Origin of the sequence: Collinsella sp. TF05-9AC (genome assembly GCF_003438495.1) — a bacterium.
Classification (GTDB): domain Bacteria; phylum Actinomycetota; class Coriobacteriia; order Coriobacteriales; family Coriobacteriaceae; genus Collinsella.
This window is the reverse complement of record NZ_QSSH01000005.1, coordinates 72,148-95,572: the sequence shown is the minus strand read 5'-3', so window position 1 is coordinate 95,572 and position 23,425 is coordinate 72,148. Positions and strand designations below refer to the sequence as shown.

Annotated in this window: 21 protein-coding genes and 2 tRNA genes; 1 reads left to right on the top strand and 22 read right to left on the bottom strand. The window is 60.5% G+C overall.

What is annotated here, in order from left to right:
- Positions 1-97: 97 nt before the first annotated feature.
- The 8 genes from DXC52_RS02820 to DXC52_RS02785 all read right to left on the bottom strand — a co-directional run bounded on the left by DXC52_RS02820 (position 98) and on the right by DXC52_RS02785 (position 8,746).
- A tRNA-Glu gene (locus DXC52_RS02820) sits at positions 98-174 on the bottom strand.
- 22 nt (positions 175-196) lie between these two features.
- Positions 197-273, bottom strand: a tRNA-Glu gene (locus tag DXC52_RS02815).
- A 127-nt stretch (positions 274-400) separates the two neighbouring features.
- On the bottom strand, positions 401-1,795 hold the full coding sequence (locus DXC52_RS02810) for a CCA tRNA nucleotidyltransferase (RefSeq protein ID WP_117746043.1): 1,395 nt from the start codon (positions 1,793-1,795) through the stop codon (positions 401-403).
- A 164-nt stretch (positions 1,796-1,959) separates the two neighbouring features.
- The gene (locus DXC52_RS02805; protein WP_117746042.1) at positions 1,960-2,892 is read right to left on the bottom strand and encodes a 1-phosphofructokinase family hexose kinase; all 933 of its coding nucleotides are present in this window, start codon (positions 2,890-2,892) and stop codon (positions 1,960-1,962) included.
- Between the two features lie 185 nt (positions 2,893-3,077).
- Entirely contained in the window at positions 3,078-4,010 is a 933-nt protein-coding gene (locus tag DXC52_RS02800) for a 1-phosphofructokinase family hexose kinase (RefSeq protein ID WP_006233969.1), read from the bottom strand.
- Positions 4,011-4,084: 74 nt separating this feature from the next.
- Positions 4,085-5,788: a phosphoenolpyruvate--protein phosphotransferase gene (gene ptsP, locus DXC52_RS02795; protein WP_035138206.1), complete on the bottom strand. Its 1,704-nt coding sequence runs from the start codon at positions 5,786-5,788 to the stop codon at positions 4,085-4,087.
- Between the two features lie 133 nt (positions 5,789-5,921).
- Entirely contained in the window at positions 5,922-6,185 is a 264-nt protein-coding gene (locus DXC52_RS02790; RefSeq protein ID WP_022094575.1) for an HPr family phosphocarrier protein, read from the bottom strand.
- 551 nt (positions 6,186-6,736) lie between these two features.
- Positions 6,737-8,746, bottom strand: coding sequence for a fructose-specific PTS transporter subunit EIIC (locus tag DXC52_RS02785; RefSeq protein WP_117746041.1), 2,010 nt, complete (start codon positions 8,744-8,746; stop codon positions 6,737-6,739).
- Positions 8,747-9,018: 272 nt separating this feature from the next.
- Between DXC52_RS02785 and DXC52_RS02780 the strand changes: the two genes are divergently transcribed.
- Positions 9,019-9,876: a MurR/RpiR family transcriptional regulator gene (locus DXC52_RS02780; RefSeq protein WP_040358138.1), complete on the top strand. Its 858-nt coding sequence runs from the start codon at positions 9,019-9,021 to the stop codon at positions 9,874-9,876.
- Positions 9,877-9,935: 59 nt separating this feature from the next.
- Here the strand turns inward: DXC52_RS02780 and DXC52_RS02775 are convergent, their stop codons facing one another.
- The 14 genes from DXC52_RS02775 to alaS form a co-directional block, all read right to left on the bottom strand.
- Positions 9,936-11,564: a DNA repair protein RecN gene (locus DXC52_RS02775; protein WP_117746040.1), complete on the bottom strand. Its 1,629-nt coding sequence runs from the start codon at positions 11,562-11,564 to the stop codon at positions 9,936-9,938.
- Positions 11,554-12,414 carry an NAD(+)/NADH kinase gene (locus tag DXC52_RS02770; protein ID WP_117746039.1) on the bottom strand — a complete coding sequence of 287 codons (861 nt, stop codon included), beginning with the start codon at positions 12,412-12,414 and terminating at the stop codon, positions 11,554-11,556. Before DXC52_RS02770 ends, DXC52_RS02775 begins: the two co-directional genes overlap by 11 nt.
- Positions 12,411-13,214: a TlyA family RNA methyltransferase gene (locus DXC52_RS02765; protein WP_229028394.1), complete on the bottom strand. Its 804-nt coding sequence runs from the start codon at positions 13,212-13,214 to the stop codon at positions 12,411-12,413. The genes DXC52_RS02770 and DXC52_RS02765 overlap by 4 nt, the downstream gene beginning before the upstream one ends.
- Positions 13,215-13,249: 35 nt before the next feature.
- On the bottom strand, positions 13,250-13,489 hold the full coding sequence (locus DXC52_RS02760) for an exodeoxyribonuclease VII small subunit (protein ID WP_006233978.1): 240 nt from the start codon (positions 13,487-13,489) through the stop codon (positions 13,250-13,252).
- A 2-nt stretch (positions 13,490-13,491) separates the two neighbouring features.
- On the bottom strand, positions 13,492-14,076 hold the full coding sequence (gene nusB / locus DXC52_RS02755; RefSeq protein WP_117746037.1) for a transcription antitermination factor NusB: 585 nt from the start codon (positions 14,074-14,076) through the stop codon (positions 13,492-13,494).
- Between the two features lie 3 nt (positions 14,077-14,079).
- Complete coding sequence (locus DXC52_RS02750; RefSeq protein WP_006233982.1) at positions 14,080-14,442, bottom strand: Asp23/Gls24 family envelope stress response protein; 363 nt, start codon at positions 14,440-14,442, stop codon at positions 14,080-14,082.
- Positions 14,443-14,466: 24 nt separating this feature from the next.
- Complete coding sequence (efp, locus tag DXC52_RS02745) at positions 14,467-15,030, bottom strand: elongation factor P (protein WP_006233983.1); 564 nt, start codon at positions 15,028-15,030, stop codon at positions 14,467-14,469.
- 160 nt (positions 15,031-15,190) lie between these two features.
- Complete coding sequence (locus DXC52_RS02740) at positions 15,191-16,321, bottom strand: Xaa-Pro peptidase family protein (RefSeq protein ID WP_055309495.1); 1,131 nt, start codon at positions 16,319-16,321, stop codon at positions 15,191-15,193.
- Positions 16,322-16,453: 132 nt separating this feature from the next.
- On the bottom strand, positions 16,454-17,563 hold the full coding sequence (locus DXC52_RS02735; protein WP_117746036.1) for a hypothetical protein: 1,110 nt from the start codon (positions 17,561-17,563) through the stop codon (positions 16,454-16,456).
- Complete coding sequence (locus tag DXC52_RS02730; RefSeq protein WP_117746035.1) at positions 17,560-18,093, bottom strand: shikimate kinase; 534 nt, start codon at positions 18,091-18,093, stop codon at positions 17,560-17,562. The genes DXC52_RS02735 and DXC52_RS02730 overlap by 4 nt, the downstream gene beginning before the upstream one ends.
- An 8-nt stretch (positions 18,094-18,101) precedes the next feature.
- Positions 18,102-18,599, bottom strand: coding sequence for a YqeG family HAD IIIA-type phosphatase (locus DXC52_RS02725; RefSeq protein ID WP_117583452.1), 498 nt, complete (start codon positions 18,597-18,599; stop codon positions 18,102-18,104).
- Between the two features lie 2 nt (positions 18,600-18,601).
- A complete protein-coding gene (mltG, locus tag DXC52_RS02720; RefSeq protein WP_233504750.1) occupies positions 18,602-19,957 on the bottom strand; it encodes an endolytic transglycosylase MltG in 1,356 nt (451 codons plus the stop codon).
- Positions 19,950-20,378, bottom strand: coding sequence for a Holliday junction resolvase RuvX (gene ruvX / locus DXC52_RS02715; RefSeq protein WP_117746034.1), 429 nt, complete (start codon positions 20,376-20,378; stop codon positions 19,950-19,952). The genes mltG and ruvX overlap by 8 nt, the downstream gene beginning before the upstream one ends.
- Before the next feature lie 17 nt (positions 20,379-20,395).
- Entirely contained in the window at positions 20,396-23,053 is a 2,658-nt protein-coding gene (gene alaS / locus DXC52_RS02710) for an alanine--tRNA ligase (protein WP_117746033.1), read from the bottom strand.
- Positions 23,054-23,425: the final 372 nt, after the last annotated feature.

The window sequence follows — 23,425 nt, the reverse complement described above, 5'->3', positions numbered from 1 at the left end:
TAGCGGGTGGTTTAAAGCTGGCCGCTGCGCGGCCAGCAGACTAAAGTCTTGAAATAAAAAACCCGGCCTTCCATAGGAAGTCCGGGTATCAGATGCGTGGTAGCCCGTACCAGATTCGAACTGGTGATCTCCGCCTTGAGAGGGCGGCGTCCTAAACCGCTAGACGAACGGGCCATAAGCCTCAGCAGAAAAGAAGTGGTAGCCCGTACCAGATTCGAACTGGTGATCTCCGCCTTGAGAGGGCGGCGTCCTAAACCGCTAGACGAACGGGCCACATGACATCTGCACTGCCGTGCTGCGAGGAAATATATTACGGGACAAAAAACGTCAGCGCAAGAAGAAATTCCAAATTGCCAAAAAATTGTCGGCAGGTTATGGAACACGCAGGTAAACTAGGTAGCTAATTCAAGTTAAGATGGACCAAAAGAGCTTCGCGATCGTTGGGAATGTTGTCTTCGGTCACGGCGTCGAGGGCGGAGTTGAGAAGCTGCCCCAGTTCCGGCCCGGGCTTGACTCCAGCACGGATCAGGTCGCCGCCGTTGATGGCGAGCATCTTGAGCGTATAGGGCTCCCCCGCCCTCAGCAGCTCGTGCGCCATCGCGCGCATCTCCTCAATCGTCTCAACGTAATAGAAGCACGACGGGGCCTTGCCAAGTGTGTCGGCACGCTTAAGGTCCATGAGCTCGTCAATCAGGCGGGCCGTGTCGACGCCCTCACCCGAAAGCGCGCGCATCATATTGAGCAGACAGGAGCGCTCGGGGCGCAGCGGCTTGTCATGGTATTTGATGAGCAGGCACACGTCGCGCACCAAGTCGTGCGAGAGCGCCAGGCGATCCATAATGACGCGCGCCTTCTTGGCGCCGAGCTCGGGATGACCGTAGAAGTGTCCGCTACCGGCACGGTCGACCGTGAAGCACTCGGGCTTGGACACATCGTGCAAAAACGCCGCCCACATAAGGCTCGACGAGGGCGCGACGCCGTCACACAGCGCGAGCTCCCCCGCCACCGTCAACACACGGGCGATATGCACGTAGACGTTAAACGCATGATAGACACTGCGCTGATCAAACCCGCGACCCGCTGCCAACTCGGGCACGGCGGCGCAGATGAGCTCGGGATAGCGGAGCATCGCGTCTCCCCCATGACCGGTCGAAAGAATGCCCTCGAGCTCAATACCCACACGCTCACGCGCCACGGCATCGAGCAGCGGCGCGCACTCGGCAAGCGCACGCTTGGTCTCGGGCTCAATCATAAAGTCCAGACGGCAGGCAAAGCGCACCGCACGCAGCATGCGCAGGGCGTCCTCGTTAAAGCGACGCTTGGGATCGCCGACAGCGCGAATCAGCTTGCGCTCCAAGTCACCCTGGCCGTCGTAGCGGTCGACAAGCCCGCGCTCGGGATGCCAGGCCATGGCATTGACGGTAAAGTCGCGGCGCGCCAGATCGTCCTCGAGCGAGGCGGCACGCTCCACACTCTGGGGATGACGACCATCGGTGTAAAAGCCATCCAAACGGTACGTGGTGACCTCGATACGCTCGCCATCGGAAATAGCCGTGATTCCGCCAAATTTAATGCCCGATTCCACAACCGCGATGCCGGCGGCCTCGAGCGCCGCTTTGGACTCCTGCCACAGGCCGCTACAGCACATATCAACATCGTGGCTGGGGTACCCCATAAGGGCGTCGCGCACCCAACCGCCCACGTACCAAGCCTCAAGACCAGCCGCTTCAAGCGCGCGCAGGACGCGCAGGGACGCATCGGACGGTTGAGTACCGTTGAGCGAAACATTGCACATGCCTATGGCCTCCTGCGACTATCAAATTGGCTATCGATTGCGTCTGCAAGAAGTCTAGCAAGAAACAGCCTCCACTGCACACGCAAGTCCGATAAACAAAAACGCATCCGTCCTAGTCTAAGACGGATGCGAAATAATCAAACTATTCAGACAAGGTGCCGGAACTAGCAGACCTGGCGAACCTCGATGTGCTTCTTATATTCGTCCACCTTGGCAAAATCCCCCAGACCGGGGCACTCGACCACGTTGGCGCCAGTGGCCATCGAAAGGCGCAGGGCGTCCTCGACGCGCTCGGGAGCGTCGTGCCACACGGACAGGAAGGCAGCGAGCGAGGAATCGCCGGCACAGACGGTCGACAGCAGCTTGACCTCAAAGGTGCGGTTGGCAAACCAGATGTGCTCGCCGTTGGAGAAATACGCGCCATCGCCACCAAGGGTCAGCAGTACATTCTTGGCGCCCTTGGCGTGCAGCTCGGCCATCGCGCCCTTGACGGACTCGTCGTCGCCACCGCTCACCTTAATGCCAAAGATGTCGAGCAGCTCGTCGTCATTGGGCTTGATCAGCAGCGGCTCCATGGCAATAAGGTCTGCCAGCTGATGGCTCGAGATGTCGAGGACGAACTCGGCCCCCTTGGCCTTGACGCGGCGCAGGACCTCGGCCAGGAAGCCCTCGGAAGTGTTGGGAGGCAGCGAGCCGCTGATAACCAGGCAGGTCATGTCATCGAGCGAATCGATGAGCTCAAACATCTCCTGCTCATTGGCCTCGTTGATGGCGGCACCAGCGTTGACCATGTTGTACTCAGTGTCGGGGCCGGCATTAAGGAACACGTTGACGCGCGTGATGCCGTCGGTCCACACAGGCTTGACGGGCACGCCCAGGGCCTCGGCGCCCTTAACGATGAACTCACCCGAGAAGCCGGCGAAGAAACCCAGGATCGTGGTGTCGACACCGTAGTGGTCAAGCGTAAACGAGACGTTGAGGCCCTTGCCGTTGGGCGTGTAGACGGCGTTGCGGGTACGCGTGACGGTGTTGGCGTCAAGACCGTCGCAGGCGATGTTGTAGTCAATGGCGGGATTTGCAGTGAGCGTGTAAATCATGAATGTTCCTTTCACGAAGCAACGTATTAATGAAAGTATATTCCACGCATCGACAAAAGGCTAGGACAACTCGGTGAACGGTGTGGAAGCGATGAAGTACGGCAGGACACCCCCCCCTGGCGGAACAAAAAGGCGCCCCAGCCGAAACCGGGGCGCCGCATGCGCAAGAATATGTCGCGTTTCGATTACTGACGATCGAGCTTGCGGACAGCAACGCGCTTGCTGTACTCGTCGACGTGACCGAAGTCGCCGATGCCGACGGACTCGGCAACGTTGGCGCCGGTGGCCATAGCGAGCTTCATGGCCTCCTCGACGTTGTCGCGATCCCTGTACCACTTGTGCAGGAACGCAGCGAGGGTGCAGTCGCCAGCGCAGACGGAAGAAACCAGCTTGATGTTGAACTCACGCTTGGCGTACCAGATGTCCTCGCCGTTGGAGAAGTAAGCGTCGCCGCGGCTACCACGGGTGAGCAGCACGTTCTGAACGCCAGCGTCGTGAGCCATCTTCATAGCAACGCGAACCTCGTCGTCGGTGTCGACCGGCACGCCGAAGATGGCCTTCATCTCGTGATGGTTCGGCTTGATGAGCAGCGGCTTCTTGTGAGCGAGCTCCTTGAGCTTGTCGGAGGACAGGTCCAGGACGACGTCGGCGCCACGAGCCTGAGCGTGCTCCATGACCTGAGCCAGGAAGTCGGGCGTAGCTTTGGGAGGCACGGAGCCGGAAACGATCAGGCACTCGAGATCGCCCGCGGTGTCCAGGATGTTATAGAGCTCCTCCTGGTGCTGCGGCGTGATCGGAGCACCAGGGTTCAGGATGCCGTACTCGTGCTGGCCATCGTTGACGTAGGTGTTAATGCGCGTGATACCGTCGGTCCAGACCGGGCGGCAGAGGCAACCCAGGTTCATGACCTCCTCGACGATGAACTTGCCCGTGAAGCCGGCGAAGAAGCCGAGCGCGACGGTGTCGACGCCCATCTTCTTAAAGGCGAAGGACACGTCGAGGCCCTTGCCGTTAGCCGTGTAGCTGGCCGAACCGGTGCGGACGTTCTCGTCGGGCTCGAGCGGAGAGCTCGAAACCGTCATGTCGACAGCCGGGTTAGCGGTTAGCGTGTAGAACATTTACAGTACCCCCTGTATATGTGAGGGCCGCGTGGCCGGCCCATTCCAACCACGCGGTTACCTCTGATACCAAATTAGCGAGCTGCGGACTCGAGCAGTGCCTTGACCTCGGCGGCGGTGTTGCAGGCGAGCGCCTTCTCGGCGAGCTCGTCGCACTCGGCCTTGGTCCACTGGCTGATGGTCTTACGGGCGCGCAGGATCGACGGAGCACTCATCGAGAACTCCTCCAGGCCCCAGCTGATCAGCAGCGGCTCGAGCAGCGGATCGGCAGCGGCCTCGCCGCACATACCGACCATGATGCCGGCCTTCACGCCGCTCTCGATGATGTTCTTGAGCGAGCGGAGCACGGCGGGATAGTAAACCTGGTACAGGTTGGAGATGGTGTCGTTGCCACGGTCGGCGCACATGGTGTAGCCGATCAGGTCGTTGGTGCCGATGGAGAAGAAGTCGGCGACCTCGGCAAGACGGTCTGCGAGCAGCGAAGCGGCAGGCGTCTCAACCATGATGCCGACCTCGATGTTCTCGTTGAACTTGCGACCCTCTTCAGTCAGCTCGGCCTTGCACTGCTCGACAAGCTCCTTGACAGCCAAGACCTCCTCGACGCAAGTGACGAGCGGGATCATGATCTTTACGTCACCGAAGGCGCTAGCGCGCAGCAGAGCGCGGAGCTGGACCTTGTACTGGTCGGGATTGGCCAGGCAGTAACGCACGGCGCGGAAGCCCATGAAGGGGTTATCTTCCTTGACCATGTGCAGATACGGAATCTCCTTGTCGCCACCCACATCGAGCGTGCGGATGATGACCGGAGCGCCTTTGAGCGCGCTGGCGACCTTACGGTAGGCGTTGAACTGCTCCTCCTCGGAAGGAAGCTCGGCAGAGTCCATGAACAGGAACTCGGAGCGGAACAGACCGATGGCCTCGGCATCGTGATCGAGCGCGTTGGGCACGTCATCAGGGTTACCGATGTTGCAGGCGATGATCTTCTTGATGCCATCGGCAGTCACGGACGGCTTGCCACGGAAGGCCTCGAGGGCTGCCTTCTCGGCAGCGAAGGCCTCGGCCTTGGCGGTGTAGGCGGCGAGCGTCTCCTCGTCGGGATCGGCCTCGACGATACCCTTGCCACCGTCGACGACAACGGTCATACCGTTGCGCAGCGCGGTGCAGCTATTGGAAACCGAAAGGACAGCCGGGATCTCAAGGGCGCGCGCAATAATCGCGGAGTGCGACGTGCGGCCACCGGTCTCGGTGACGATACCGGCAACGTGGGCCTTATCGATCGTGGCGGTCATGGACGGCGTGAGGTCGTGCACGACAACGACAGTGTTCTCGGGCAGGACGGAGAGGTCGACGACCTCCTTGCCCAGCAGCTCGGCCAGAATACCGGTGCGGATGTCGGCGATGTCGGCCGCGCGCAGACGGAACATCTCGTCGTCCATGGACAGGAACATGTTCTCGAACATGGTCGAGGTGTCCATGAGCGCCTGCTCGGCGCAGGTACCACCGTCAATGGCGGCGTTGATGGCGTCGGTCATACCCGGATCCTGAGCCAGGACAATATGTCCGCTCATGATCTCGGCCTCGGCCTCGCCCACCGTCTCCTTCATGTGGTCGGCCTGAGCCTGGGTCTTCTCGCAGAAGACCGAAAGAGCGGACTGATAGCGCTCCTTCTCTGCTGCCGAATCAGCAACCTCGTGCGGCTCAAACGTCAAGTCGGGATCGACGGCGACCATGACGGTGCCGATACCGATGCCCTCGGAAGCGTTGACTCCCTGATACATTCCCATTCCTCTCTCCGTGTCATGTGATAAAGCGTTTTGCCATATCCATGACAAAAGAGCGCAGCTACCTTACAACAGGTCACTGCGCCCCCAAATATGAACTTAGTTGTTCAACATGCGACCCGTTTGAGTTCTACTCGCCAAGACCGCTCTTGATGAGCTCGATGGCAGCAGCCAGAGCCTCGGCCTCGTCAGCGCCGTCGCACTTGACCTCGACCTCGGTACCGCAGGGGATACCAGCAGCCATGAGGGCCATCGGGGACTTGCCGTTGACCTCCTTCTCGGGGGTGACGACCGTCACGTCACAGGCATACTTGCCCATGGTGGAGGCGAACAGACCAGCCGGACGCATGTGCAGACCCTGAGGATTAACGAGGGTAGCCTTCTCAGAAACCATAGTTGACTCCTTTTTTGTGTTTAACCCCTGTCATGCATGTGGCAGGAGTCAGATTCACGACGTTGTTTATATTAACTCACATCAAACGGTTTTTCATTGTGTTTCGCACGAATTGTTGGACAGATGTGTTTGTCGTCCGCTTGCTCGCCCGCAGGGGCCCGTGCGCGGCCTGTGAGATTTCCTGCTCTACAGTCCTGCTCGCACGAAGAGCACATTAAGTGCTCTTCGGCTCGTGCGGAACTCGCGATAAATCTCACAGGCCGCGTCCGGGCCTCCGTGGGCGAGCAAGCTGGGGAAACTCAGTCGGTCCAGAGTAATATCGACCAAACGGAATTCTGGCTGATAGTCTGTCCGCACTAAAGACTCGGCAAGCAGGACCGTCTATGCCCATCTCTGTAAGTTGCGGTGAAATAGGGACTGGATTTGGGGTTGAAACGGTTAAACAGTCCCTATTTCACCGCAAGTTACAGAAGGGAATGAAAAAAGGCGGGGGCTCCGGGTGGAGTCCTCGCCTTTATTACAGGGGGCGATGTTATTCGCGTACCGTGGAATTAGACCAGGCGGGCGTTGATCGTCTTGGCGATCTCGGCGGCGTCGGTGGAACCCTTGACGGTGGCACGGAAGTCCTCGTCCATAAGCGCCTCGGCGACCTTGGACAGGATCTTGAGGTGCGTGGTTCCAGCCTGAGCGCCCGGGATGAGCAGGGCGATGGCAACGTTGACGGGAGCGCCGTCCATGGTGTCCCAACCGGTCACGCCGGACTCGTCCTTGACGACGATGACGGCAGCCTCGGTAATGGCGTCGGACTTGGCATGCGGGATGGCGAAGCCCTCCATCATGCCCGTGGTGCCCTCGGCCTCGCGGGCCAGGAAGGCGTTCATCACGGCGTCGGCGTCGCTGGCGATACCGGCCTTGACAGCCTGGTTGGAAACGAAGCTCAGAGCCTCGTCACGAGAAGCGAAGTCCTCGGCGACAAAGACGTTCTCGACCTTCACGAAGTCAGCAGCCTCGGCCTTGGGGGCCTCGACGGCAGCGGCCTTGGGGGCCTCGACCGGCTGAGCAGCGGCGGCGGGAGCTGCCTTCTGGTTCTTCTCGAAGTCGTACTTCTTGAAGGCCACGAACAGGATGCCACCGACCACAGCGCCGATGAGGATCGCGAGGACCCACAGCGGACCATTCTCGACAACGGGCAGGACCAGGAAGCCACCATGAGGCGCCGGATCGTGAACGTTGAACATAATGGTCAGGATCGAGGCGATAGAGGAACCGAGCATCATGATGGGCATGACGGGCCAGATGTTCTTGGTCATGAACGGAATGGCGCCCTCGGTGATGTGGGTGCAACCAAGGATGAGGTTGACGATACCGGCGTCGTGATCCTCCTGGCTGAAGTACTTCTTGCCGACAACGACGGCGAAGGTGGTGATCAGCGGCGGAACGATGCAAGCTGCGGAGACGGCAGCCATGAAGTTGGTGCCGAAGTTGTAGGTGTCGGTGCCGACACCGGCGGCCAGGGCCTCGGTGAGCATAGCGGTACCGGTGACGTAAGCAGCCTTGTTGACCGGGCCGCCCATGTCAACGGCGCACATGCAGCCGATGGCAAGGCCCAGGACAATGGCGCCAGAGGCAGACAGACCCTTGAGGAAGTCCATCATGGCGGTGTTGATGGCAGCCATGGGGCCGGAGATGCCGAGCATGACCAGGCCGACGATGGCAGTCGAGAACAGCGGGTACAGGAAGATAGCCTTGAGGCCGTCCAGATTCTTGGGCAGCTTGGAGAAGACCTTCTCGAGCAGCAAGATGACATAGCCAGCGAGGAAACCGCCGACGATGCCGCCCAGGAAGCCGAAGCCCACGCCGGCGCCGCCGGCGTCGATCATGCCGGTCTCGGCGTTAACGGGCAGGCCCTGGATGGCGATCATACCGGCAACAAAACCGGGGACGAGCGCCGGGCGCTTGCCGATGGACTCGGCGATGTAGGCGGAAAGCACGGGAACCATGAGGTTCATGGCGATGCCGCCGATGATCTTGAGCATAGCGGCAAAGCTGTTGTAGTCAGACGCCGTCGAATCGAAGGACGTGATGCCCCACAGGAACGAGACGGCGGTCAGGACACCACCAGCGACGACGAAGACCAGCATGTGGCTGACGCCGTTCATGAGGTGCTTGTAGATGATGTGGCCGATGGACTCCTTCTCCTCGACCTCATCCTCGACATCGGCAGCAGCCGCAACCGTGTCGTCGCCCTTGGCGGCGAGCGCGCGGTCAATCAGCTTACCGGCGGCCTCGACGGACAGGGCTTTGGAAACACCAACGGAAACCATGCGCTTGCCGGCGAAACGCTCCGCCTGGACATCCTTATCGGCCGCGACGACGACGGCCTTGGCACCAGCGATCTCGCTCTTGGTGAGTTCGTTCTCGACACCGACCTGGCCATGGGTCTCGACCTTAATAGTCAGACCTCGCTCGGCAGCTGCCTTCTCCAGCGCCTCCTTCGCCATGAAGGTGTGCGCAATGCCGGTCGGGCAACCGGTGGCGGCGATGATGTCAAACTTAGCCATGTGTCCCTCCTTTTTAAGTTTTGCGCCCGCAGGCGCTCCCCTACACGCGCGTCCTTGCGCGCTTTTCCACAACTGAAAGATACCAACCTACCGTCCGCGTGAGAAGAGACAAGGCGCAATTCTCCGGTGAAAGGTTCTTTCATAACCGTAAACGGTAGGTGAAAGTTTACCATCAACACTTGAAACGGCAAGGTGTATCTTGTAATTGAAAATGCCCGTATACTATGGCATTGCAAATCAAGCTAGATTTTCATGCCAACCAGGAGCCATCCATGACCGATAGTAGCAAGAGCGCACTTTCCCTCATTAGCACCCATCAGGGATACAGCGAGTCCGAGCAGCGCATTGTCGACTATATATTGGAGCACCAGTCCGAGGCGCCACGCCTCACGGCCGCTCAGCTCTCGCGCGCCGCCGCCACGTCCGAGGCGACCGTTTCGCGCTTCTGCCGCAAGCTTGGCTTTGGTAGCTTCCGCAGCTTTCAGTTTTCGTTGGCGAGGGATTTGGAAAGCCAGCGTAACGAGGGCCTGACTGACGAGGTCTCGCTCGACAATATGGAGCAGAGTCTCAAGAATATCCTGGCTGCCAAGGTGAGCGAGCTTAATGCGACCATCGACGGGATCGACCACGATACGCTGGCGGCTGTTGTGCATGCCCTTAAGCATGCAGGGGTTATTGAGTTTGCAGCTGTGGGCAATACGAACGCGGTCGCGCTCGATGCGACGTTTAAGTTTTCGCAGCTGGGCCTGCGCTGCATGGCGAGCACCATTAGCGAGACATCAATCGGCTTTGCGCTCACGTTACGCCCGGGTGACGTCATCGTGCTAATCTCAAACTCTGGCAAATCGCGCCGACTGAATCGCATGGCAAAAGCGGCTCGCAACTGCGGCGCAACCGTAGTCGTCATCAGCAGTGACAGCAAATCCCCACTTGCGCGCCTCGCCGACTACACCTTTAATACCGTCAATCACGAAGCGTTGCTGACAACGGGTGACTTCGCGTTCTCCAAGATCAGCGCCACGATGATCATCGAAGTCATCTACAACTTCCTGCTGCCCGAGATTAAAGACGCGCGTGAGCATATCAGCTACTACGAGGAGCTCATCCAGCCGGATAAGGTTGTGGAGTAAAACGCGTAGTGGGACAAAAATTTCAGTCTATTTTGTCCCACCAACACCGCTGATACGACCTAACCTCGAGCTTCTTCGAGCATCTGCTTTGCGTGGGCCAAGCTTGCCTCGGACTGATCGCCGCTCAACATGCGGGCGATCTCGGCAGTACGCGCTTCGCCGGTTACCTCGTCCAAATGCGTCTGGGGAACATCGCCCGGTTCCTTGCTGACGACATAATGCTTGTCAGCCATGACGGCGACCTGCGCCAAGTGGGTTACGACAATCACCTGATGCGTAGCGGCGAGATCTGCCAGCACGCCCGCGAGCGCACGCGCCGTGGAGCCACCGACACCAGCATCGACCTCGTCAAACACCAGCGTATCGACACCGTCCGCGTTACCGAGGACAACCTTACTTGCCAGCATGACGCGGCTGAGCTCGCCGCCCGACGCAATTCGACGCAGGGGGCGCGGCGTCAAACCGGCACCGCTGCGGTATAGCAGCTCGTAGCTCGAAGGACCAACGGGCGTCCACTCAGCACGGGGAAGATCACGCGACTCCCAGACGAGCTCGGCGCTGCCCATCTCCAGGCGAGCCATCTGGCGGCCCACCTCGTGGCAGAAGCGCGGAGCCGCCGTATTGCGTGCACGCTTAAGCGCCTTGGCGGCGGCGAACAGTTCATGCTCTGCTGCGCCAAGCGCTTCACGCGCCTTCTTGATCTGCTCATCACCATCGTCTACCAGCGACAACAGCTCTTGCGAGCGATCGCGCATGGCAAAAACATCGTCCATAGTGGGACCCCACTGACGCAACAGACCCTTGAGGTCGGAATACCGCTCACGCATGCGAGCGAGCTCGCGCGGGTCGAAGGCGATGCCATCGCGATAGGCACGAAGCTCGTTCGCGCAATCCTCAAGGGAGATACAGGCATCCGATAGTGCATCGGCAATGTCGCCGAGTTTGCGATCGACGGTAGCCATTCGGGAAAGCTCTGCCACGGCGCTGTTCACGGCATCGAGCGCTCCCCCTTCGGCGGCAAGCGATGCATGGGCATCGTTAGCCGTGGCAACCAGTACCTCGGCATGTTCGGAGCGCGGCAGCAGCTTCTCGAGTTCCTCATACTCACCCGGCTTGGGGTCGACCTCGCCGATGCGCTCGAGGGCAAAGCGCGCCTCCTCGACGCGGCTCCCCTGCGCACGCGAGGCCTCTTCGACACGTCGAACCTCCTTGGCGGCAGCGCGCGAGGCTTTAAAGCAGGCGCGGTACGCATCCAGCGCCTCGAGTGCCGGGCGCCCTGCCCATGCATCGACCATCGCAACGTGATGCGCCGGATCGAGCAAGCGCTGGTGCTCGTGCTGGCCGCACAGATCCATCATCACACCGACGCGCTCCGAAAGCTCGCGCACACTGGCGATGCGGCCGTCAATCTTCACGCGGCTGCGGCCCTCGGCAGAAAGGCTGCGCTGGACCGTGAAGCCTTCCGTGTCGTGCGGGCCGTCAAACAGCCGCGCCTCGACGCTCGCCAGCGCCTCGCCCTCGCGCACCGTCGACGAATCCGCGCGCTCACCCAAAATAAGCTTGAGGGCCGAGAGCAGCGCGGTCTTGCCGGCGCCGGTCTCGCCGGTCAGGACAGTCAGGCCGGCACTCGGCACCAGCGTCGCCTCGCGAATGAGTGCAATGTTAGAAACCTGCATCTCATCGATCATGACGCACTCCGTAGAATACGCGGCTCACCGAGTTGTAAAAACTCTCGGGGCCGTAGTCGAGCAGCAGCACATCGCCGGGGCCTCGGCGCACGGCCACGCTCTCGACCGTGCCGTCGCAGGTAATAAACTGTCCATCGATAGCGATCGCCGGAACGCTCGGGCGATCATCGGACATAAAGATTTCGACGACATCACTCGGCGAAGTCAAGAAGGCACGGGCCTGAATGGTGTGCGGCGCAATGGGTACGCAGACCATACCCGTATAGTCGGGGCTCACAATGGGGCCACCTGCACTGAGCGCGTACCCCGTAGAACCAGTCGCCGTGGACACGACCACGCCGTCGCCACGCAGTCGATCGATATGGTGGCCCGACACCGTGATGTCGAACTCAACCATATCGGACAGGGGGCCGCGCGTGAGCGCCATGTCGTTGAGGGCGAACGTGCGCACGACATCCTTCGTGCCATCGTCGCGCACGGACACGATATCCGCGGCGATGGTGGCGCGACGGCTCACGTGCAGCTCGCCGGAAAGGGCGTCGCTCACGACCTGCAGAATGTCGCGCTCCTCGGGGCTCGCAGCAGTTAAAAAGCCCAGGTGACCATAGGAAAGACCGAGGATAGGAATCTCGCGATGGTTGAGGATGCGGGCAGCGCGCAGCAACGTACCGTCGCCGCCGAGCGTAATGACCAGATCGGAGCCGTCAATATCAGGCGTGCTTTGAATCTTCGATCGCTGGTCGGCAGCCCATGCGACCTCATAGCCCTGGCGCGTCAGCCAAAGCTCGAGCATCAGGCCGCTCTCAACCGCCTCTTGCTTATAGTAATTGGGAACCAGAAAGACCTTCATAGCGTTGCAGCTTTCTCGCTCAAAACCGATACCTGGAATTGCAGCTCGTCTTGCGTGCGGTCGCCGGGGTCAAATCTCGTGCCGTACAGGAAAAACTCAACGTTTCCCTTGGCACCATGAATGGGCGACACGCACACATCGACCGGGAACAGCCCCTTGGCAGCAAAGAGTTCAACTGCCGCAACGAGTGTATCGCGGCGCACGGCGGGATCGGTCACAATGCCGCCCTCACCCACCAGCGCCGCCGGAGCCTCAAACTGCGGCTTTACAAGCGTGCAGAATGCACCCGTAGGCGCCAGGCACGCCAGCACCGCATCGATAATGTTCGCGATGCTGGTAAACGAGACATCACACACAGCCAGGTCGATGGCGCCGGCATAGCCAAGCTCAGGCAGCTGCGTCACGTTTGTGCGCTCATGCAGCGTCACGCGATCGTCCTGACGTAACGACCAATCGAACTGGGCGCGACCAACGTCCACCGAGACAACGGTCGCAGCTCCGCGCTTGAGCAGGCAATCGGTAAAGCCGCCGGTAGAGCAGCCCACATCCAGACAGGCAAGGCCCGTCGGATTGATACCAAACGTATCAAGCGCGCCTTCGAGCTTAAGACCGCCGCGGCCAACATAGGGAATGCGCCCCTTCACGTGCAACGGCAGGCCCGGGGTCACCTTAAGGCCCGGCGAAGTCAAGCGCTCGCCGCCACTCGAGACCAAGCCAGCCATAAGAGTGCGAAGGGCATCCGCGCGATCGGCGCAGATGCCCTGTGAAATCAGTTCGTCATCAAGACGCACGCGTTTCATGAATGCCATCAACCATTCGTATCCGGAGATGCGGCCTAGCTATCCTGGGATTCGTTTGCCGCATCCTCATCGTATTCCTGCTCGAGCTTGTCGGCCTCACGCGGCGTCAGCTCAAACTTATCGACCATGTCGACCGCACGGGAGCCCAGCTCAATCGCCTCGTCAAACAGATCGAGCGAACGCTCCAAGGACGTATCCTTAGAGCGAACGGTGGCGATGATCTGGTCCAAGCGGTCCGAAATCTCGTCGAAGTTGCGGACGGAACCCTCTGGCATGGCTACTCCTCGACGGTACCGGTCTCGGCCTCGGCGACCTCAGCGTCCTCGTCGAGAACGCCGGCCTCGGCCTGAGCAACCGCAACCTTTGCGGCAGCCTCGGCAGCCCGTGCCTCCTCGCGAGCGCGATCCTCGGCCAGCAGCTCCTGGTATAGGTCCTCGCCCGGCAGCTCCTCGCTGCGAGCGATCTTACCCAGCACGCCGTTGACGAACGACGCGGACTGGTCGGTGCCATAGGCCTTGGCAAGCTCAACGGCCTCGTTGATCACGATGGCGTCCGAGACCTCCTCGTCGGTGAGGAAACGCATCTCGTAAACGGCGATACGCAGCAGGTTGCGGTCGGCGCCGGGCATGCGCATAAGATCCCAGTTCTTGGCAACGGAGCGCAGAGCACAGTCGATGCGGTCGATATGCTCGTAGGCACCTCGGCACAGCTCCAGCGCATAGGGATCGAGGGGACCCTTCGAGATCAGGAAATCACCCTCGAGGACGCGCTCGAGCGGGCTGTCCGTGGCCTCGGCCTGGAACAGCAGCTGCAGCGCCTGACTGCGGGCAAGCGTACGCCCGCGATAAACCTTAAGGCTCAAAGGTTACTCCTTGGGGAAAACGAGGCCGTCGATGCAAACGTCAACGCGCTCGACCTCAACGCCAACCTGGGCATCGATGGCGGCGACCACGGCAGCGCGAACGGCCTCGGCGAGTTTCTTGAACGGATAGCCAAAGAACACCACGACGCGCACGGTGAGTGCGAGCTTGTCGCCGACGACCTCGGCCTCGACCGCCGGCTCAGAAGCCGGGGCCTTGGACGAGAGCATCATGGAGACAAGGTTGGTGGCAAGGTCCTTGACGCCAACGGAGGCGATGCCCTCGACATCGGACACGGCGCGCGAGACGATGGCGGTCAGAACATCGGGCGAAATGCCGATGCCGTCAATCTTGATTTCCTGGGGCATGAGTCCTCCTAGAAGAGTTGGTTGCTAGACGCGGGAGACGAACTTGCCGTCGCGGGTGTCAACCTTGATGACCTCGCCCTCGTTGAGGTACATGGGGACCTGGATGACAGCGCCGGTGTCGATCGTGGCCGGCTTGGTGGAACCCTGGACGGTGTCGCCCTTAAAGCCCGGGTCGGTCTGGACGATGGTGGTCTCGATGAACATCGGCGGGGTCACGCCCATGAGCTCATCGTCGGCGAAGAGCAGCTGGCAGATGTCGTTCTCGCGCAGCCACTTGGAGTTCTCGCCCACCATGTCCTCGGGAACGGGAACCTGCTCATAGGACTCGTTGTCCATGAAGATGTAGTCGGTGCCATCGTTGTAGAGGTACTGGAACTCACGGGTGGTGAGCATGACGCTCTCGAACTTGGTGCCGGCGTTGCAGGTGTTCTCGACGACGCGGCCGCTCTTGATGTCGCGGGTCTTGTAGCGCACAAACGCGCCGCCCTTGCCCGGCTTGACATGCTGGAACTCGACGATGGTGTAGACCTTGTCCTTGATGCGGAGACCGAGGCCGTTCTTGAAGTCGGCGGTGGAAATGGTAGGCATAGCGACCTTTCTTGTTATGGGCAGAACGCACAAGCGTCCAAATTACATACGACAGAAATTATACACTTGCAGACGGCGCCTGCGGCGAGCGCATAAAAAGAGAACGCGGGGCGTCCGAATCAATCCGGACGCCCCGCCCCAAACTATCTACTGAAGTAAACTAGCAGTCGATAACGTGCAGGTCGTGCGGGGTCTTGGTGAAGGGCTCATAGCCGTTCTCGGTGACCACGCCGTAGTCCTCCAGGCGCACGCCGCCCACGCCGGGCAGGTAGACGCCGGGCTCCATGGTGATAACCGAGCCGACCTCGATGATATTCTTGCTGCGGTTAAAGTTGGGCAGCTCATGGATGTCGATGCCCACGCCGTGACCCAAGCCATGGTTATAGTAATCGCCATAGCCGGCATCGCCGATGATCTTCTTGGAGAGCTTGAAGATGTCGTTGCCCTCAACGCCCGGATGGATGGCGGCGACGCACTCCTCGTGCGTACGGCGCACGAGTGCGTACAGGTCGAGCTGCTCCTGGGTGGGCTCGCCCATCACGACAGTGCGCGTCATGTCGGAGCGGTAATCGCAATAGCCCGCGCCGTAATCCATAAGAACGAAATCGCCCTTCTCGATCACGCGGTCGCTCGGCACGGCATGCGGGTTGGCGGTGTTGGGGCCGCTCGCGACGATGGAACCGAAGGCCAGGCTGTCGGCACCGTTGGCGAACATAAAGTTCTCGAGCTCGTTGCGTACCTGCTTCTCGGTCATACCGGGCTTAATAAAGCCGAGCATGTGCTGGAAGGCGGCATCGGTGATCGACTGCGCATGGCGCATGAGCTCAATCTCCTCGGCGTCCTTGATGGCGCGCATCTTGCGGATATCGTCGTGCATCAGCGGCAGCATACAGGCGACGGAACGGTCCTCCAGGCCGCGCTGAATACCCTGGTAGAAATTAATCTGCATATCGTCCTCGACAGCGCAGACGCGGCATTTGTTGGCCGCGATCTTGCCGGCGACCCAACCGGGGATGGTGCCCTCATCCATGTCGTAGACCCAGGGGCTGCCGGCTGGCGTGTTCTCCTCAAAGCTGTTGAGGTAGCGCGAGTCGGTGTGGAACAGGCACTGGTCGGCCGTAATAAACGCAGCGTGCGGGAACTCGAAGGTGTAGTCGAAGACGCCCTTCACGCCCGTAAGCCAACGAAGGTTGGCCTCGTCGCGCACCACGATGGCGTCGTAGCCACGCTCGACCATCAGGGCACGGACACGCTCGATACGACCGGCAGGACCGGCAGCAAACTCAGACATGCAGATTCCTTTCTTGTTGTCTCAATATAGACGGGACGGGTCTCAACCGAACGACGGAATCGCATGCGATCCGCAACCGATTGAAAACCCGCCCCTCAACATGATACGAAAGACGATGGAAGTCAATAAATCTTAGAGAAGTTCTTTACGAGAAGCCAAGTAGGCGTGAGCATGGCGCTCAAGAACCTCGTCCTCGACGCTCGTTAGGCGAATGGCGCCGAGCGCCGCGGGCAGCGGCAGCATGCTGCGGTTCGAGCGGACAAACTGCTGTCTGCGGAACTCCTCGATATATGCGGCAGGCTCCAAGTCGAAGGCAAGCTCCTCGATGCCAAAGTCCTCCAGGCAGTCATCGAGATCAAACACATAGTCGATATCGAAGTCGCAGGCATCGTGTGCTAGGCGCGCCTCAAAGCGCATGCCCTCGGACAACAGCTGGTAGGCAGGGACCTGCGAAGCGGCATCGCCCAAGCAAGCGCGCAGGGTGCGCTCCCCCGTCTTGCCAAAATCGAGCGCATGGCGAGCGCTCGGGTTCGTGGCCGTCAGCACGTCCTTGCGGGCAGTCTGAGACCATTGAACGGCATTGACGAGTGCGACCTCCTCGCCCGCGAGAATCTCGGGGACGGTCTCAGTAAACTGATTCCAGCGGGACTTGCTGCTCGAAAGCATGGTGCCAACAAGTACCGCATAGCCGAACTTGAGGTCCTCGGGTTCCGCCTCGCGAACAAGGTCGAGATCACACACAACCAAGCCCGGTTCGAGACGGAGCGCGATAGCGGGAAGCGCATTGGCCAACGAGGCGACGAGCGGCTTCATGGTCGTCGCGACCGTGAGCATGGCGTCGAAGGTCGTCGGCAGCAGCGCGCACTCGGTTCGGCCACACCACTGGTTGGCGCACCAGCCAACAACCGAACAGGTTGCGGCATCGCCAACAGCGACAACGAGATCGTCGCAGGTAATGCCGTTAGCTGACAGGGCGCCAAAGACGGTATCGGCATCGGCCAGCGTAGCGCCGGCAGGAGAAACCTCGAGGGCGAGCAGCGACACGGCAAACCCGGCGTCGACCAGCGCATGCTCGACGACCTCGCCAAAACGCTCGGATGTGGCGTCGTTCCAAACCACCATCGCGCGCTTAGGCTTGCCCACAGCCGAGGCAAACATGCGCGACAGTTCCTCAAACGCGCCAAGACCGACGCGGACATCGACACTGCGGTTTTGGAAATTGATAAGTTGACGGCGAATCATAGCAGTCCACGCTCCAAAAGCATCTCGGCACAAAGGTAGGAAACGTCCTCGAAGGACTTGTTGCGGATATCAAGGGTAATATCGGCGGCCTGGCGATACAGCGGACGGCGATGCTCAAACAGGCGCGCAGCATGCTCGGGTGAGCGGAAATCTGGTCGGGTATCGGAGCGGCGAATCTGGCGCAACGAGTCCTCAAAGTCGCCTTCGAGGTACACGCATGTACCCATCTCGTGCATCAGCTCAATGTTCACCGGCGTCTCGACGATGCCACCCCCGCACGATACCAGCAGGCTGCGCTCACTTTGAAGCGAACGGAGTGCCGAGGTCTCGAGTTCGCGAAAACGATCCTCGCCCTCGGTCTTAAATATCTCGGTCACCGACTTGCCGCATCGACGCACAACCAAACGATCGGTATCGATGAATCGACGCTTGAACATAGTGCCCACGTTGCGCGCAAGCGTCGACTTGCCCGCGCCCAAAAAGCCGATAAAGAAGATATGGTCGCAGCCGTGTTTGATGTGCTGAGACATGGCGGAACCTATTCCTCGCAGGGAAGGTCGCGCAGGGCCCGGCGCTCAAAGATACGGAAGATCTGCGTGTACCACAGGTCCTGGGTTGCCTGCGGCTTGACCAGAATAGTGTCAACGCCGGCAAAGTTACCGCTCCACACGTCCGTGTAAAGCTGATCGCCGATCAGCACGGCCTCGTCGGCCGTGGCGCCCAGACGCTTAAGACCCGCCTTCAGGGCAAACGGGGCGGGCTTCATAGCGTGGCTGATGGCCTCGAGCCCCAGCTCGCGCGCCGATGCCATAACCTGGTCGCGATGCCAGTTGTTGGACACCATGCACAGCTTAAAGCCCTTGGCATGGGCGGCCTCGAGCCAGGCGGAGACCGCAGCGGGTACCTGCTCGGTATCACGCGGCACCAGGGTGTTGTCGCGATCGAGCAGAATGGCGCGCTTGCCGTCGGCCCAGAGGGTATCGAGGTCGATGCGATCGACCGAGGCAACATATCGTTTGGGGCTAAAAATCCTCATGATCAATTCCAAGACTGTTGGTGCTCTTCGTAGGTCTTCGAGAAATACTCCTCGTCCTGTGTAATGTAGAAATACAGGTCATCGGAGTCGGTCGGCTCAAGGGTAGCCTTGAGCGCCTCGAGCGACGGAGAGCAGATGGGCGTGGGCGGCAGGCCCTCGTGCTTATAGGTGTTATATGGGCTATCGCTCTGCAGGTCGTCGGCGGTAACCTCGCCGCCGGTGACATACATCATGGTCGCATCGCTATTGAGGTAACGCAGGCCATCGAGCTTGCCCGCCAGACGGTTATAGAAAACCGATGCCACATGCGCGCGCTGATCGGCGTTGAGACCCTCGCGCTCGACAATCGAGGCAAGGTTAACGATGTCGTAATCGGACATCTCCACGCCATAGCGCTCCTTGATCTTGGCCTCGCAGCTGGCAAAGTCAAGCGACTTATACTCAGCGTTGAACTGGTCAAGCATGGCGCGAATCACATCATCGGCGCTTGGGTCCTTGCCCAACGAATACGTCTTGGGGAACAGGAAACCCTCGAGCGAATCGTTCGCGGCGCCCTCAAGGAAGCTATAGTCCTTCACATAGTTGGACGCCTTTGCCTGATTGAGGAAGTCTTCCTTCGAGATACTGCCGTATGCCTTGGCCACGCGGTCGGCGACCTGGTCAACCGTCAGGCCCTCAGGGATAGTCAGCGCATCGGAGCCCGCATTGGGACCTTCCATGAGCTGCTGAACGACCTTCGTGGCATCCATAAGCGTGGTAAACGAATACTTACCAGGCTTAAGCGACATGTCGGCGTTAAGCTTTTTGACCGCCGCGTAATAATCCTTGGGATCATCGACGATATGGTTCTCGGAGAGAATCGAAGCGATCGTATCGCCCGAAGCACCATCGGGAATCGTGATAGTAACTTGCTGGCCAGCAGCGACTTTCGCATCCTCGCCGGCAAAGAAGCCCTTGACGGCCGGCACGACAAATAAAACGATCGCGACAAGCGCAAGCACGGCGGCGACGCCACCGACAATCAAAGGCACCGGGGAGCTTTTCTTTTGGGCACCACGGCGGGCGTGCGTGTTATAGCTCGAACGCGTGGCTGGAGCAACGCCGTGCGAGCCATGAGCATGATGTGCGTGGGAGCGTGATTGCGGGGCCTGCCCCTGCGTGCGCTGGGCAGGAACCTGTTGCTTAAAACGAGCGCCGCCAGCGGGCTGCGCGGGACGAGCGGCGGGCTTTTGAGCAGCACGCTGAGTAGGCTGAGCCGAACGCTGCATCGGCTGCGCCGGGCGCTGGCCAGCCTGAGCAGGGCGCGGCGCGGGCTGCCGTGTACGATTCGGCTGGCGCGGATCGAAAGCGCTAGACATGCGAAACCTCCTCGTTTTTGCGATCGAGCCACGTCTGCAAGAACAGGCTGGCGGCGATCATGTCGATCTTGCCCCTCATCTGCTTTTCGTTGAGCCCCTGCTCTCGCAGGATTCGCTTGGCCTCCTGCGAGGACAGACGCTCGTCCTCAAACTCCAGCGGAAGGTCGAGCTCGTCGGCAATCTTTTGGGCCACGGCGGCGACGCGCTCGGCCTGGGGGCCGGGTTCACCGGCCATGGTCAAAGGACGTCCGCTTACCAGGATATCGGGCTCATAGTCCTCGACCAGGTAGCGAAACGTCTTTGACATACCGGTGACCTCGGCAGCCGGAAGCACCTTGACAGGCATTGCCATCTTGCCATCACGGCTCGAGACGGCAATGCCAATCCTGGTCTCCCCTATGTCCAGTGCGAGCGCGACCACAGCGACTACTTAGGTTCTTAGGCGCCGAGCGCGGTCTTAGCGGCCGCGAGGGCATCGGCGATACCGGCGGCGTTCTTGCCACCGGCCTGGGCCATGTTGGGACGACCGCCACCGCGACCGTCGACCAGGCCCGCAATCTGCTTGATCACGTTACCGGCGTGGAAACCGGCCTTCACGGCGTCATCGGAGCCGGCGGCGAGCAGAGCCGGGGTGCCCTTCTCGGTCACGCTGGCAACAACGCAGGCGACGGGGCCGGCGACCTTCTGGTGCACGGTGTCCCAAACGTTGCGCAGGTCGGCAGCCTCAAGGCCCTGGAGCTCAGCGACGACGAGCTTGTAGCCGTTCAGCTCGACAGCGCCGTCGATGGCACTGGAGATAGCGTCGGAGGAGCCACCGGTCAGCGCCTTCTTGAGCTTGTTAGACGTCTCGCGCAGCTCGGCCTGCAGGTTCTCCACGCGGGCAGGAACCTCGTCGACGCGGCACTTGAGCGCAGCGGCAGCGGCGTCAACGAGTGCCAGGCGGTCGGCCATGTAATCGAGAGCGCCCTTGGAGGTCACGGCCTCGATACGGCGGACATTCGAGCCCGTGGAGGATTCGGAGATGATCTTGAACAGACCGATCTCGGCGGTGTTGGCGGCATGCGTACCACCGCAGAGCTCGCGGGAGAACGGCTGGTCCTCGGCGCCCACGGAGACGACGCGGACGACGTCGCCGTACTTCTCGCCAAACAGTGCGACAGCACCGGCGGCCTTGGCCTCGTCGATGCCCATAACACGGGTCACGACCGGCTTGGAAGCGAAGATCTGCTGGTTGACCAGGTCCTCGACAGCCTTGAGCTGCTCGGAAGACAGGGCCTCGAAGTGCGTGAAGTCAAAGCGCAGGTGCTCGGGCGTCACCAGCGAGCCGGCCTGGGAGACGTGCTCACCCAGGACCTGCTTAAGCGCGGCGTCGAGCAGGTGGGTGGCGGTGTGGTTGCGGCGCAGGAAACCACGGCGCTCGGCGTCGAGCGCGGCAGTCACGGTAGCACCGACGGTCAACGTGCCCTCGGCAACGTGCGCGACAAGGGCATACAGGCCGTTGTGGTTCTTGGTGTCGGCAACAGTCAGCGCAACGCCCTCGGCGGAAAGCTCACCGGCGTCACCCTGCTGGCCACCCATCTCGGCATAGAACGGGGTGCGGTCGAGCACGACCTCGACGTCCTCGCCGGCGGCAGCGGACTCAACGGACTCGCCGTTGCGCACGATGGCAACAACCTTGGCGCCCTCGATGACGTCGTTGTCATAGCCGTCGAACTCGGTCGCGGCAACCTTGTCGGAAAGCTCGACCCACACGTCGTTGAAGCTACCCCAGGCATCGCCCTTGGCGTTGGCACGGGCGCGGGCCTTCTGGTCCTCCATGCAGGCGGTAAAGCCGTCCATGTCGACGTCGTGGCCGGCAGCGCCGGCGATCTCGACGGTCAGGTCGATGGGGAAACCAAAGGTGTCGTGTAGCTTAAAGGCAACGTCGCCCGGAAGCACAGCGCCCTCGGCGAGCGCGGCCAGGGCCTCATCCAGGTAAACGCGGCCGTTGTCGAGCGTCGTGGAGAAACGCTCCTCCTCGGAGGCGACGATGCCCTTGACGAGCGCGACGTTCTTGAGCAGCTCGGGATAGGCCTCGCCCATCTGAGCGTTGACTTCGTCGATAAACTTGGTCAGGAAAGCGCCCTCGATGCCCAGCAGGCGGCCGTGGAACACGGCACGACGGAGCAGGCGGCGAAGGACGTACTCGCGACCCTCGTTACCGGGCAGGATGCCGTCCGAGATCATAAAGTCAACGGCGCGGGAGTGGTCGGCGATGATGCGCAGGGAGCGGCTGACGCCGGAGTAATCGTCGGCGTCATAGGTCTTGCCGCTGATTTCCTCACCGAGTTTGATGAGGTGCTGCATTAAATCGCCGTCGTAGTTAGCGGTCTTGTGCTGCATGATAGCGGCCATGCGCTCCAGACCCATGCCCGTATCGAGGTTGCGGTGCGGCAGCTCCGGCATGGAGCCGTCCTCCTGGCGATCGTACTGGGTAAACACGAGGTTCCAGAACTCAAGGAAGCGGTCGCAGTCGCAGCCGGGCTTGCAGTCGGGACTACCGCAACCAACCTCCTCGCCCATGTCAAAGTAGATCTCGGAGCACGGACCGCAGGGGCCGGTGGGGCCAGCGGCCCAGAAGTTGTCGTCCTCGCCCAGACGCGAAATGTGATCCTCGGCAACGCCCAGGGAGCGCCACACGTCGTGGGTCTCGTCGTCCTCGGTAAAGACGGTGAAGTACAGGCGGTCGAGCGGCAGCTTGAACTCCTTGGTGATGAGCTCAAAGGCCCAGGCGCAAGCCTGCTCCTTGGAGACGCCGCCAAAAGAGAAATCGCCGAGCATCTCGAAGAACGACAGGTGACGGCCGTCCTCGCCGATGCAGTCGATGTCGTTGGTGCGGACGCACTTCTGGCAGGAGATCGCGCCAATCTCCTTCATGGTCTTCTTGCCCTGGTAGTACTCCTTAAACTGGTTCATGCCGGCGTTGGCAAGCAGCAGTGAAGGATCGTCGGGGACGAGGGACGAAGAAGGATAGAGCTTAAGACCGCGCTCCTCAAAGAAGTTGAGGAACTTGGAGCGGATCTCGGCCGTAGTCATTGACGGGTAGTCAGCACTCATAGAGGGAATCTCCTCGGTTTCACATCGAAACAGTTCAAACGTAACGATATTACCATCCCGCCGCGCAAGTGCAAAAAAGAGGGTCGCCAAACAGCGACCCTCCAGCGAAAGTGCACGTTATTTAGTACTGCGCGATCCTTTGAAAAAGGACTGCTGTATAATTGCATATAAGATTCACCCGGAAGGAGCGATCGATGAAAAGCAAACGATTTGTCCTGAATGCACTTCTGGTTGTAGCACTTTTAGCGCTCTTAGCCTTCTCATGCTGGTACGCAAACCAACCATCATTTGGATACGTATTGTATACAGTAATGTCCGGCGATAAGGCTTATTACACTCTACGCGCAATTGACGTTCTCTTTTTCTATGTAG

Bases quoted from the DNA above. Each gene is read 5' to 3' on its own strand.
- DXC52_RS02775 (WP_117746040.1), bottom strand. From the start codon at position 11,564: ATGATCGATGAGATGCAGGTTTCTAACATTGCACTCATTCGCGAGGCG.
- DXC52_RS02730 (WP_117746035.1), bottom strand. From the start codon at position 18,093: ATGTCTCAGCACATCAAACACGGCTGCGACCATATCTTCTTTATCGGC.
- DXC52_RS02740 (WP_055309495.1), bottom strand. From the start codon at position 16,321: ATGTCTGAGTTTGCTGCCGGTCCTGCCGGTCGTATCGAGCGTGTCCGT.
- DXC52_RS02810 (WP_117746043.1), bottom strand. From the start codon at position 1,795: ATGTGCAATGTTTCGCTCAACGGTACTCAACCGTCCGATGCGTCCCTG.
- DXC52_RS02725 (WP_117583452.1), bottom strand. From the start codon at position 18,599: ATGAGGATTTTTAGCCCCAAACGATATGTTGCCTCGGTCGATCGCATC.
- DXC52_RS02735 (WP_117746036.1), bottom strand. From the start codon at position 17,563: ATGATTCGCCGTCAACTTATCAATTTCCAAAACCGCAGTGTCGATGTC.
- DXC52_RS02750 (WP_006233982.1), bottom strand. From the start codon at position 14,442: ATGCCCCAGGAAATCAAGATTGACGGCATCGGCATTTCGCCCGATGTT.
- DXC52_RS02790 (WP_022094575.1), bottom strand. From the start codon at position 6,185: ATGGTTTCTGAGAAGGCTACCCTCGTTAATCCTCAGGGTCTGCACATG.
- DXC52_RS02780 (WP_040358138.1), top strand. From the start codon at position 9,019: ATGACCGATAGTAGCAAGAGCGCACTTTCCCTCATTAGCACCCATCAG.
- mltG (WP_233504750.1), bottom strand. From the start codon at position 19,957: ATGTCTAGCGCTTTCGATCCGCGCCAGCCGAATCGTACACGGCAGCCC.
- ptsP (WP_035138206.1), bottom strand. From the start codon at position 5,788: ATGTATCAGGGAGTCAACGCTTCCGAGGGCATCGGTATCGGCACCGTC.
- DXC52_RS02760 (WP_006233978.1), bottom strand. From the start codon at position 13,489: ATGCCAGAGGGTTCCGTCCGCAACTTCGACGAGATTTCGGACCGCTTG.
- DXC52_RS02805 (WP_117746042.1), bottom strand. From the start codon at position 2,892: ATGATTTACACGCTCACTGCAAATCCCGCCATTGACTACAACATCGCC.
- DXC52_RS02800 (WP_006233969.1), bottom strand. From the start codon at position 4,010: ATGTTCTACACGCTAACCGCTAACCCGGCTGTCGACATGACGGTTTCG.
- DXC52_RS02770 (WP_117746039.1), bottom strand. From the start codon at position 12,414: ATGAAGGTCTTTCTGGTTCCCAATTACTATAAGCAAGAGGCGGTTGAG.
- alaS (WP_117746033.1), bottom strand. From the start codon at position 23,053: ATGAGTGCTGACTACCCGTCAATGACTACGGCCGAGATCCGCTCCAAG.
- DXC52_RS02765 (WP_229028394.1), bottom strand. From the start codon at position 13,214: ATGAAACGCGTGCGTCTTGATGACGAACTGATTTCACAGGGCATCTGC.
- efp (WP_006233983.1), bottom strand. From the start codon at position 15,030: ATGCCTACCATTTCCACCGCCGACTTCAAGAACGGCCTCGGTCTCCGC.
- DXC52_RS02785 (WP_117746041.1), bottom strand. From the start codon at position 8,746: ATGGCTAAGTTTGACATCATCGCCGCCACCGGTTGCCCGACCGGCATT.